The organism is Campylobacter sp. RM9331 (assembly GCF_020137685.1).
GTDB lineage: Bacteria > Campylobacterota > Campylobacteria > Campylobacterales > Campylobacteraceae > Campylobacter_E.
This window is the reverse complement of record NZ_JACGBA010000029.1, coordinates 1-11,370: the sequence shown is the minus strand read 5'-3', so window position 1 is coordinate 11,370 and position 11,370 is coordinate 1. Positions and strand designations below refer to the sequence as shown.

General features: G+C 29.4%; 11 protein-coding genes. 9 read left to right on the top strand and 2 right to left on the bottom strand.

The genetic code is table 11. The annotated features are described in order from the left end of the window. Positions 1-183: 183 nt before the first annotated feature. The 3 genes from AVBRAN9331_RS09315 to AVBRAN9331_RS09920 all read left to right on the top strand — a co-directional run bounded on the left by AVBRAN9331_RS09315 (position 184) and on the right by AVBRAN9331_RS09920 (position 1,170). Positions 184-357: a hypothetical protein gene (locus tag AVBRAN9331_RS09315; protein ID WP_214120408.1), complete on the top strand. Its 174-nt coding sequence runs from the start codon at positions 184-186 to the stop codon at positions 355-357. Next, entirely contained in the window at positions 354-737 is a 384-nt protein-coding gene (locus AVBRAN9331_RS09310) for a type II toxin-antitoxin system death-on-curing family toxin (protein WP_336608246.1), read from the top strand. Before AVBRAN9331_RS09315 ends, AVBRAN9331_RS09310 begins: the two co-directional genes overlap by 4 nt. 343 nt (positions 738-1,080) lie before the next feature. Next, positions 1,081-1,170 (top strand): type II toxin-antitoxin system mRNA interferase toxin, RelE/StbE family, encoded by a 90-nt coding sequence (locus AVBRAN9331_RS09920; RefSeq protein WP_442862299.1) that lies wholly within the window; start codon positions 1,081-1,083, stop codon positions 1,168-1,170. Between the two features lie 194 nt (positions 1,171-1,364). Here the strand turns inward: AVBRAN9331_RS09920 and corA are convergent, their stop codons facing one another. Both corA and flgE read right to left on the bottom strand, forming a co-directional pair. After that, entirely contained in the window at positions 1,365-2,324 is a 960-nt protein-coding gene (gene corA / locus AVBRAN9331_RS09305) for a magnesium/cobalt transporter CorA (protein ID WP_336612883.1), read from the bottom strand. Positions 2,325-2,408: 84 nt separating this feature from the next. Next, the gene (gene flgE / locus AVBRAN9331_RS09300; RefSeq protein ID WP_336612882.1) at positions 2,409-4,898 is read right to left on the bottom strand and encodes a flagellar hook protein FlgE; all 2,490 of its coding nucleotides are present in this window, start codon (positions 4,896-4,898) and stop codon (positions 2,409-2,411) included. A 108-nt stretch (positions 4,899-5,006) separates the two neighbouring features. Here flgE and AVBRAN9331_RS09295 point away from each other — a divergent pair, with 108 nt between their 5' ends. From AVBRAN9331_RS09295 to AVBRAN9331_RS09270, 6 genes are all read left to right on the top strand, one after another. Beyond that, a complete protein-coding gene (locus AVBRAN9331_RS09295) occupies positions 5,007-5,453 on the top strand; it encodes a hypothetical protein (RefSeq protein WP_336612881.1) in 447 nt (148 codons plus the stop codon). 71 nt (positions 5,454-5,524) lie between these two features. Further along, entirely contained in the window at positions 5,525-6,691 is a 1,167-nt protein-coding gene (locus tag AVBRAN9331_RS09290; RefSeq protein WP_214120402.1) for a glutathionylspermidine synthase family protein, read from the top strand. Positions 6,692-6,700: 9 nt separating this feature from the next. Then, on the top strand, positions 6,701-7,759 hold the full coding sequence (locus AVBRAN9331_RS09285; RefSeq protein ID WP_336612880.1) for an iron-containing alcohol dehydrogenase: 1,059 nt from the start codon (positions 6,701-6,703) through the stop codon (positions 7,757-7,759). After that, positions 7,756-8,688, top strand: coding sequence for a D-2-hydroxyacid dehydrogenase (locus tag AVBRAN9331_RS09280; RefSeq protein WP_336612879.1), 933 nt, complete (start codon positions 7,756-7,758; stop codon positions 8,686-8,688). The genes AVBRAN9331_RS09285 and AVBRAN9331_RS09280 overlap by 4 nt, the downstream gene beginning before the upstream one ends. Beyond that, a complete protein-coding gene (locus tag AVBRAN9331_RS09275; RefSeq protein WP_336609061.1) occupies positions 8,678-9,124 on the top strand; it encodes a hypothetical protein in 447 nt (148 codons plus the stop codon). Before AVBRAN9331_RS09280 ends, AVBRAN9331_RS09275 begins: the two co-directional genes overlap by 11 nt. A gap of 96 nt (positions 9,125-9,220) precedes the next feature. Beyond that, positions 9,221-11,344 (top strand): autotransporter outer membrane beta-barrel domain-containing protein, encoded by a 2,124-nt coding sequence (locus AVBRAN9331_RS09270; protein ID WP_336612878.1) that lies wholly within the window; start codon positions 9,221-9,223, stop codon positions 11,342-11,344. Positions 11,345-11,370: the final 26 nt, after the last annotated feature.

Below are 11,370 nucleotides of genomic sequence, written 5' to 3'. Positions count from 1 at the left end.
AATAATAGGGGTTTTTAAGATAGCGTTAGCTATCTTAAAAAACTACTAAGGTTATTGCAATAATCCTAAGGGGAGCACTCGCTCCCTTTTTTAAATTTAAAAATCAATTTCCTAATTTAAATTCTTTAAAACTTGATAAATTAAACATATTTAGTATAAGATAACGATTACAAAGGAGTTAAGATGAAAGAATTTAATTTTGATAACGCTGTGAAAAATCCATATATAGATAAAAATTTAAAAACACAAGAATACCAAGAAGAAAGACGATTAGTCAGTCAAACTATGGCAAAAATGGAAAAAGAGTTAGACAAACCAGAGATTTTATCAGTATTTAAAAGATTAAAAGACAAATGAGATATATCAAATTAGAAGAAGCCATAATTATTCACGAAAAAATCATTGAAAAAACAGGTGGATTGAGTGGTTTTAATAATACTCAATTAGGCTACCTAGAAAGTGCATTAGAACACATAAAAAACGATAATTATTATCCAACTTTAGCCGATAAAATTACTCATTTAATGTTTTCGTGTATAAAATTTCATCCTTTTACTGATGGTAATAAAAGAACTTCAATATTTTTAGCTATGCATTTTTTGGATTTAGATGATAAATATAATGAGAAATTTGCTATAGTTATGGAAGATATAGTCGTGCATGTAGCCGATGGAAGTATTTTAAAAGATGAGCTAAGAGAAATATTGATAAATTTTATAAATAAATATAATCAATAATAAAATTAGACTAAGAGATTTAGATTAAGGCATTTTTCTTAACGCTTAATAATACTAACGATTGCAAAAGTAACAAATATGAATGTAACAATTACAACAAATAATAATCCGTATTTTTAAAAGCGTTAAAATAAGTTAAAGAGTTAGAAAAAGCTCATAAGAGTGATAGTTTAAGACACAAAGTTTTAAAGATTTTAGAGCCAAGATTAAAAATCTATGAGTAAATACTAAGCATTAAAACCAAAAGGCATTAAAACTGATTTTGAAAAATTAAATAAAGAAGATAAAAAACTAACGCTAGATATTATTAAACGCCTTGCAAATGATGAAGTCTAAGAACTAAATTTATAAAAACTACGCATTGCAAGGGGTTTTAAAAGATTGCAGAGATTGTCATATCAAAAATGATTTAGTGCTAGCGTATAAAAGATAAAAATATATTAATTCCAACTTGCATTAGCACTATAAATCATAGCAAAATAAATAATTTAACATAAATTAGATTTTAGCGATATATTTTTATTGTAATTATTTTAAGGTGCTATCCTTTAGCACCTTTTTTATAAAAACTAAGCAAAATCAAAAAACTAGCATAAAAAATATTTATGATTGTTTTAAATTCCGTCCTTACAACCAGCGTTTTTTCTTAAAAAATATAATAGGTATTATTGTAGAGATTATCATTAGGCTCAAGGTTATAAAATACCCATATTGGAATTTTAATTCAGGCATATTCTCAAAGTTCATTCCATAAATTGTCCCTATTAAAGTAGGCGGCATCATAGCAACGGTAACAACGGTAAAAAGCTTTATGATTTTGTTTTGTTCTATGTCAATTTTGCTAGTTAAAATCGTCTGTATATTATCTAAAATCCCAAGTTGCGAAAGGCTAAAATCTATTAAAGAATTTAAATCTTTTAAAATTATGTCTAAATTCTCTTTAATATGAACGCCTATTTTATCGCTTTTAATAAGTGATGATAAGGTCTTTTTCTTCTCAAACAACGAATATCTAATCTGCATATTTAAATCTTGAAGATTTGAAATCTTAGCAAGGTAAAAATCATAATCAAGAGCATTTTTTTGCTCTAAAATCTCGGTTTTTAGCAATCTTGAAATTTTATCAATCCACTCTAGCACATCTCCATCTTTATCCACTCTCATATCAAAAATCTCGCTTAATATCTCATAGCCACTTTTATAATGAGTTGGATTTGCTAGAATTATGTTTTCTACAGAAGCAAAGGTCGGAATTTCTCTAGCACGGATTGTAAATAATACTTTTTTATTTAGTAAAAATGTAATCGTATCTTTTGTAGTGGTTGTTTGATTTAGAGCGTCTTTATTTAAAAACACATTATTAATAGTAATAGTATCTTGCTCTTCCCAATATCTCGCACTTTCTTCTATGTTGTATTTTTCATCATCGTTTGGAATTTTAATATTAAAATTATTTTCTATATAAGCAATCTCATCTAGGTTGAAATTAAACAAATCTACCCATAAAGTATTTTCAGGTATTTCTTCATTGATATTAATAGTGCGTTTTAATACATTTAAATTGTCTTTATAATAAACAAAAAGCATAAAAATCCTTTATAAATTTTAATTATTATAATGAAAATTTTGAAATTTTAAATAGGATTTAAGGCTAAGCTTAAATCCTAAGAATTATTGTTTTAATTGTAAAAGTGTGTTAAGCATTTGATCACTTGTAGTAATTGTCTTAGAGTTTGCTTGATAACCCCTTTGAATTACGATTAAGTTTGTTAAAGATGTGCTTAAATCAACGTTAGACATTTCAAGGCTACTTGCTTGGATTTTACCACGACCACCTGTTGTAGCAGCTCCGATTACTGGCTCACCTGAGTTTGATGTTTGAGTGAAAACATTGCCGCCTTCAGCTTCTAAACCTTCGTTATTTGTAAATGTCGCCATCGCAATTTGTGCTAGACCAAAGCTTCTACCATTTGTAAAGCTTCCGATGATTGTTCCGCTTTCATCAATTCTAATTCCGTTTAAGTCCCCACCACTAAAACCATCTTGAGAAATACCACTTGTATTGCTCTCTCTATCATAACTTGTAATTCCATCAAAATCATTTGGATTACCGAAATAAAAATCTATGTTTTGATTAGGAGTTGAGCCGTTGTTTGCTGTAAAGCTTACTGAACTTGGGCTAAATCCTTGTAATGAACCATCGCTATTAAATCTAATTGTTCCTGTTAGGACATTTTTTGGACCTTCGCCACTAATGTTGATTTCACAAGGCTCTGGAACTTGAATTACTATTCCCCACTCTGTGCCACCATCATCTGTGTAGCCGATTTTTGTAAAGTCATATTTGATTGAGTGTTTTGTCCCAAGTGAGTCAAATATATCAATACTTGAACTATGTGCGCTCATATAAAGCCCTTGAGTTTGACGAATTCCATCTCCACTTGTAAGTGCTCCTTGCATACCTTGCATTGTTTTCATAAACTTATCGTTTTCATTAACATTATTTGCCGGATTTGTTAGATTGCTAATGCTTAAGAACATATTGAAGTCGTCTTCATTGTTGTTTGCATTTGCCGGAGTTCTTACATCTGGGTTAAGTTCAATAAATTGAGCTTGTTGTGTAGCATCTAATTGATCCCAATTTTGAAAACCCATATTTGGTGCATTATTATATTTAATTCTAGCTCTTTCATTGATTGCTTCTGTGCTCATATCAAATATATCGCCATCATCAGCATTAAATGCGTCTCCTTTAGGATTTTTGATAACGAATTGTCCTTTAGCATCTACTATGATTTCAACTCCATCATTTTTAGTCCCAGCCGTATTCCAATTAGCATCAGTTACTTGTCTTCCATCGTAATTTACATAAAGTCTTGCATCTTTTTGCATAGCTTCTCTTAAATCTTCTGTGGTATTAAATGTTCTTTCCATATTAGCATTTAATGCGTGTGCTGTATTAGTTGGGTTTGGATCATAAGTATATTGATAAGCAGTAATTACTTCTATACTTGCACCATTATTTGGTTGATGATGTTGTATAGCACTTCCTAGAATACCTGTGCCATCTGGAGCCGCACCATTTCCAGCTTTTAGAATTATATTCTTCATAGCTGCTGTTGTGCCTTGCTTATTATCATTTACTAAAATAAGTCTATTTCCATTTACTATATCAGCTCTTACGCCTGTTTTACCACTTACTCCATTAATAGCAGTTGCTATATCAGCTACATTTGATACACTGCCACTAATTTGAGTGCCGTTAATTTCTATATTTAATGTAGCGGCTGTAGCAAATTTACCATTGTTATCAATTGCGTTACCATTTACACCCAATGTTAATTGTTGAGTTCTAGCTTCTGCATAACTAACCCAAATTCCTTGACCTTTTCTAAGTCCAAGACTTTCTCCACTAGCATTGAATAATACCCCCATATCAACGCCACGCTCATTTAAGCGTAATTCACCATTTTTGTTTGTAATAAAGCTATTTTGTGAAACATCGTTTTCTTTATGCACACCCGCATCAACCTTAATACCATCGCCGTTTATATTAGTCCATTCGTGATTGCTATCTAGCTGATAGATTGGAGTTTTTTTATCGCCTATGCTATTACCTGAATTTAGGTTTGCTTTTAAACTAACTAATGTTGTAGGATTTGCAGGAGTTGTAAGACCTGGTTTTATTACTATATTTCTAATTGGAGATGTTGTATCAACTTCGCCTGTAACTTCATCTCTTAACCAACCTTGCGCTATATAACCATTATTATCAACGAAGTTACCATAAGCATCACGAACGAAGTCCCCGTTTCTTGTATATTTATAAGTTTTACCACCATCAGGGCTTACTACGAAAAATCCATCGCCTTGGATAGCTAAGTCTGTGTTTTTCTTTGTTGTTTGGATACTTCCTTGAGCAAAAATCTTAGTAATTGAGTTAATTTGAGTTCCAAGTCCAACTTGCATAGGGTTTTTACCACCTAGCTCTCCTTGTGGAGCTGTTGCAACTTTGCTTGTTTGGTTCATCAAGTCGCTAAAATTTGCACGAGAGTGCTTAAAGCCTGTTGTATTAACGTTTGCTATGTTATTACCTTCTACGTCCATTGCTATTTGGTGTGCCTGAAGACCTGATACTCCAGACCAAAGTGATCTCATCATTTTTATATCCTTGTAATTAAATTCTCTAAGCAAGTTTTAGCAAAAGGTGTTCCAATTTTATTTTTTTATATTAAAATGTTGTTTTAATACCGAAAATAAGGGGATTTTGTGGATAGTGTAAAAAATAATTTTAGATTAGATTTAATAAAGTGCTTATCAAATACAAGATTACAAAGTTATAAAGACTTAGACGAGCATTTTAAAAATCTTAAATTAATTTCAAAATTATCCCCAAAAATAGGCATTTTGGAAATAACTTTAAGAAATTATTTAAATGATATTTTGGCAAAAAAGTTTAATAATGATGATTGGCTTTTAGATTACGAAAATGAAAGTATAAAAGAACAAATAAATAAATTATATAAAAGCAAAAAAAGAACGCCTACAAAAGATGAATTATTAAGCAATCTTACGCTAGGAACGATAATTAAGATTATTGAAGATGAAAAAATTGAGAAGTATATATTTTCAGATTTAGACTTAAAAAGATTTGATAAGCAGAGTAAAACTCTGCTTTTAAGAGTGTCAAGACCACTCACGAAATACATTTCATAATATCAAAAAAAAATTAATCATAAAAGCTTTATCAATGTTTGTTAAAATCAGCTTTTATTAAAAGGAGAAAAATGAAATTTTTAAATATTCAAAAACTAAGCACTGAAAAGCTAGAAAATATGGGTTTTACTTGGCATACAAATGAAGATAAAAAATCATATGTAGATGATAAATTAATAATAATTAGCGAAGATGAAGCAAATAATTATTATAACGCTTGTAATGAGCTATATGATATGTTTATAAACGCAGGTTCTTATGTAATTGATAATAATCTTTTAGATAAACTTGGCATTCCTTTTAATTTACACGAAGTTGTGAAATTATCTTGGGAAAATGAAGTTCATTGGCATTTATATGGGCGTTTTGATTTAGCTGGTGGGCTTGATAATTTACCTATTAAATTGCTTGAGTTTAATGCAAATACTCCAACGGCACTTTTTGAAACGGCGATTTTACAATTTGAGCAATTAAGACTAAATAACTTAGATGAAAGCAATCAATTCAATCACACTTACGAAGCAATCGTTGATAATTTTAAACGCTTATCAACTTTAGATGAAGATGTAAGTAATTTTGATGAAGTATATGAAGGCTGGAAAATACTTTTTACAAGTGTAAAAAATACTGAAGAAGAGCTAACTACAAGATTACTTATGCAAATGGCAAAAGACGCTGGATATGAATGCGAGTTTGCTTATGTTGAAGATGTTGAATTTAGCGAAGATGGAGTGTTTTTAGCTGATGAGAATTATGAGTTTTGCTTTATGCTAATTCCTTGGGAAATAATAGCTATTGAAGAAAGCGAATTAGCACATTTACTAACAAAAATAATCAAAAACCAAAAAGCAATTATCCTAAATCCTGCTTATACATTATTATTTCAAAGCAAGGCTATTTTAGAGATTTTATGGCAGCTTTATCCAAATCATAAATATTTATTAAAAACTAGCTTTTTACCACTTGAAAATGCTAAACAAGTTAAAAAGCCGTTTTTTGGTCGTGAAGGTGCAAATGTTACGATTTTGGACAAAAATGGCGAAATAATCACAAAAAACAATGGAGATTATGAAAATAACGGATTTATTTATCAAGAATTTGCAGAACTTAACGAATATAATGGCGAGTTCTATCAAGCTGGGGTATTTTTTGCCTACGAAGCGTGCGGACTTGGATTTAGAAAAGGTGGAACTATTATAGATAATTACGCACAATTCGTAGGACACATTATTAAATAAAGGAAAAATATGCAAGAAATTCTAAGTCTTACTTCATTTGTAGTTGATTTTGATATTAAAAAGAATTTAAAACAAGAATTACAAAATTATAAAAATATTTTAGTTATTGCTGGAGTTACGGCATTTGCGAAATTTAAAGATAAATTAGAATACGCAATTAGTGGCAATTATCATCTAACGCATACTAAAGAATGCTCGTTTAATGATATTAATAAAATTATAAATGAATGCAAAGGCTTAGAATTTGATTTAGTCTTAGCAATTGGTGGTGGTAAAGTTTTAGATACTTCAAAATACATAGCAAATGCTTTTAATCTAAAAATAATTACTATACCAACAATCGCTGCAACTTGTGCTGCTGTATCTGCTCTATCTGTTATTTATGAAGATGAAAAGTTTAAAGAATTAGCGCTTTTTAAAGAACCGCCTTTTAAATGTTTTATAGATTTAGAAACTATTAAAAACGCTCCTAAAAGGTATTTAATAGCAGGTATTGGCGATACGATGGCGAAATTTTACGAATTTGATTTGCAATTAAAATATGCAAACGCTAATAATATAGGCGTAAATTACTCAAATTCTTTTGGCAAAATTTGTAGTAATTTGTGCGTAGATTTAAACTATGAATATGCAAAATCTTTAAATGATGATTTGAGTTTTAAAAATGTCGTAATGTCAATAATTGTAAATACTGGCTATGTTTCACGCTCAATTAATATTGAATATAATGGAGCTTTTGCTCACGCAACTTGCTACGCGATAAGTTATATTAAAGAAATAGAAAAAAACTTCTTGCACGGAGAATTAGTAGCATTTGGTATTTTAGTCCAATTACTAATTGAGAAAAAATATGATGAATATGAAAAATTGCTTAAGTTTTACAAAGAAATCAATTTACCTACTAAAATAAGTGATTTTATAAAAGAAGATGAGTTTTTAAAACATATTGACAAAATAGCTAGTTTAGTCCTTGCATCTAGCGATGTTATTAATCTAATTAATCGTGGTTTTATAACAAATCTTGATGAGATAAAAAATGCTTTAATTTATAAAAAGGAGAGAGAATGAAAATTGTATTTTTAGACGCAAACACCTTAGGTGGAGAAAACATTGACGCATTTAAAGAATTTGGCGAAGTTGTATTATATGAAAAATCATCGCCTAATGAAGTAGTAAAAAGATTAGAAAAATGCGAAGTAGCAGTGATTAATAAAATCAAAATGAGCCGTGAAGTTATGCAAGCTTGCCCTGATTTAAAGCTAATTTTAATTAGTGCAACGGGTATGAATACGGTTGACTTGGTTGCGGCAAAAGAATTTAATATCGTAGTTAAAAATGTAGCAGGTTATAGCACAAAAAGTGTGGCTCAACATACTTATGCTCTACTTTTATCATTAATGAATGAAACTCTTTATTATAATGACTACACAAAAAAAGGCAATTGGGCTAAGAGCGAATTATTTTGCGATTATTCAAGAAGAATTTACACAATAGAAGGCAAAACTTGGGGAATTATAGGACTTGGAGCTATTGGAAAAGAAGTTGCAAAAATAGCACAAATGTTTGGTGCTAATGTGATTTATACAAGTCTTAGTGGCAATAATAACAATGCTGATTTTAAAAAAGTTAGCTTAGAAGAATTGCTAAAAAATAGCGATATTATAAGCATTCACGCTCCACTTAACGACAAATCATATAAATTAATCAGCGAAAAAGAACTAGCAATGATGAAAGATAATGCGTATTTGCTAAATCTTGGGCGTGGCGGGATAATTGATGAAGTAGCACTCGCAAAAGCAATTGATAGTAAAAATATCCGCGTTGGGCTTGATGTTGTAGAAGTTGAGCCAATGAGTGCTGATAATCCTTTATTAAACATAAGCAAAAAGCAAAATCTAATAATCACCCCGCACATAGCTTGGACTGCTTGTGAGTGTGTTACAAGGCTAGTGGCAATGATGGTGAATAATTTAAGAGATTTTTTAAATGGTAAATAAGATTTACTTAGGGCTAATTTTAGCCCTATTCTTTAGCTCTTGTGCTAAGCAAATTCCAACTACAACTATAAATCTAACTATTAAAAGCGATATTATTAAGTTTAAAGGACAAGGTTTTTTAAAAGATAATAAAGGTGATTTAAGTCTTGATTTATATACGCTTGGAAAATACATAAATACTTTTAAAATCAATGAAAAAATATGTTTTAACAACGAATGCTATACCAAAAAAAGCTTTAATGAAAAATTTTTTGGCAAATGGTATTATGATGATTTGTTAAAAGATATAATTTTATGTAAAAATATATTTTCTAAGAAAAATTACTCAAAAACTCAAAATGGTTTTACTCAAATAATTGATGATTTAACTTATGTTGTTGATGATTTAAAATGTGAGTTTTCTTCAAAAAATATTATCATTAAAATTAATAAATAATAAATTTTATTATTCTATAATAATTTTTTCCTAATAATCTAATGAAATTTACAAAAAAATATTATATTTAGATGGAATTTATAATAAGGAGAAATTATGAAAAAAGTATTATTTTCATCAGTTTGTGCAGTGGCACTACTAGGGACAAATGTATATGCAGTAGAAAATAGTTTAAGTAATAGTTTAGATACTTTTTTAAGTCAAAAAACAGAGTTAGAAGATAAGATTAAATCTCAAAATGAAGACATAAATAATAAAAGTCAAGCTTTAGATAAATTAAAACAAGAAGCTGAAACAAATAGGGCTTTAATAACAGAAGCTATGAAAGCAATAGGTTTAGCTGATAGAAACAAAAGCGATAAAGAAGGTAAGTTAAATGAAGTAAATTCTAAAAAAACTATTTTAGATAAAGAAAAATTAGATTTAGATGGCAAAAAAGCAAGTTTAGATAATGAAATTGCTAATTTAAAAACTTCAATTACTGATTTAGAAAGTAAATTGGCAGAGTTAACAACTGCTTATGACAATGGTCAAAAAGATTTAATTGCGAAAAAACAAAGTTTTAATACTGCACAATCAACATTAGATGCTAAGAAAACAGAAGTAAAATATACTGAACTAGAAAAAAAATATCATGACGCCATTAAGGCAGTAGATGATTTTAATAAAATGAATAATGAAACAGCAGGTGATACGGCGAAAAGACAAGAATTAGAAAACAACCAAAGAGATGCAAAAGCAAAACTAGAAGTAGCTGAAAAAGAAATAGCACCTTTAACGCAAGCTAAAGAAAAAGCTTGGAATGATTATGTTGATACTATAAATATTTTAGAAAAAAATGATAAAGACAAAAAAGTTAATTTAGCAGAGCAAACAAAAACTCAAAATAATTTAGATTTAAAAACTCAAGAGTTAAATAATGTATCTACTCAAATTACTACTAATTCACAAAAATTATCAGAAGTGCAAACAGCTTTAACTACAGCTCAACAAGAATTAGAACAAGCTAAAAAAACCTTAGAAGAAAAGAAACTTGCTAAACAAAATCAAGAAGCAAAAACAAATGAATTAGACTTGGCAGTAGGAAAAGCGAAACAAGATTTACTAACAGCTCAAGCAGAACTTGATAAGTTAAATGCTGATTTAAAAGAAATTCAAGCAAATATTACAAACAATACAGAAGAAGGCAAAAAAGCTAAAGAAGAGTTAATGTCAAGTGGTATTTATACGGCTAATACTCAAACTCACGCTAACGCATTAATCAGTTTAGCAGCTTCACACAATGGAGATTTAAGCAATGCAGCTCCTGAAGTAAAAGCACAAGCACAAACCTTAGCAAATCAAATAGCTACAACAATTTTAGATGAGAAAAAAGACGATATAACAGCAGAAGCTCTAAGCACTTTAAATGTTCAAATCAATAATATGAATAAGCGTTTAGGTGAAGTGCGTGGTTTAAATGCAGATATTGGGACTTGGTTTAGAATTTATGGTGGTCGTTTTAGCAATGGTAACAATAATTTCAATTACTATTCAACCCAAATTGGTGCAGATAAAAAAACTAGCTTAAACAATGCTGATATTCTTGCTGGTGTGCTATTTGGCTATGATAAAATCAATGCAGGTGTAAGAGCAAAAGATACTAGCGTAGGAGCGTATTTAAGCTATATTCACAATGATGGATATTTTGCTGATTTGGTATTAAAATATATAAGAAGTAGTTATGATAGTAAATTTGTTGATGTTAAATCTCAAAATTCATTCTTAGTTAGTGCAGAGGGTGGATATAGATTTAATGTAAATAATAATTTTTATCTTGAACCAAGCCTTGAGATAATCACTGGATATATCGGCAAATACGAATCAAGCTTAAAAATCTTTAATAAGTTTAAAATAAATGTAGATGCTCACTCTCCATTAATATTTAAACCACAAATATTTGCAGGTTATAGCGTAAATGATTTTACATTTAGAGCTGGTGTTGGGGCAGTAATTGATACTCAAACTAAAGAAGCAGACCTTTTAATTGGCGATATTATAAAAGGAGTAAATGCTAAGGTAAAAAGCAAATTAGGAGCTAGCGATAGAGGATTTGTAAGCGTTGGCACAGCATATACATTTAGCGATAATTTAAGATTGAATTTAAGTGTTGAAAGAAGCTTTGGCACAAAACTTACAAATGATTATGAAATAAACTCAACCATTAGATATACATTTTAAAATAAAGGGCTTTAAGCCCTTTTTTA

Excerpts from the sequence above, each read along its gene's own strand:
- AVBRAN9331_RS09270 (WP_336612878.1), top strand. The coding sequence starts at position 9,221 with ATGAAAAAAGTATTATTTTCATCAGTTTGTGCAGTGGCACTACTAGGG.
- AVBRAN9331_RS09290 (WP_214120402.1), top strand. The coding sequence starts at position 5,525 with ATGAAATTTTTAAATATTCAAAAACTAAGCACTGAAAAGCTAGAAAAT.
- corA (WP_336612883.1), bottom strand. The coding sequence starts at position 2,324 with ATGCTTTTTGTTTATTATAAAGACAATTTAAATGTATTAAAACGCACT.
- AVBRAN9331_RS09285 (WP_336612880.1), top strand. The coding sequence starts at position 6,701 with ATGCAAGAAATTCTAAGTCTTACTTCATTTGTAGTTGATTTTGATATT.
- AVBRAN9331_RS09315 (WP_214120408.1), top strand. The coding sequence starts at position 184 with ATGAAAGAATTTAATTTTGATAACGCTGTGAAAAATCCATATATAGAT.
- AVBRAN9331_RS09280 (WP_336612879.1), top strand. The coding sequence starts at position 7,756 with ATGAAAATTGTATTTTTAGACGCAAACACCTTAGGTGGAGAAAACATT.
- AVBRAN9331_RS09275 (WP_336609061.1), top strand. The coding sequence starts at position 8,678 with ATGGTAAATAAGATTTACTTAGGGCTAATTTTAGCCCTATTCTTTAGC.
- flgE (WP_336612882.1), bottom strand. The coding sequence starts at position 4,898 with ATGATGAGATCACTTTGGTCTGGAGTATCAGGTCTTCAGGCACACCAA.
- AVBRAN9331_RS09310 (WP_336608246.1), top strand. The coding sequence starts at position 354 with ATGAGATATATCAAATTAGAAGAAGCCATAATTATTCACGAAAAAATC.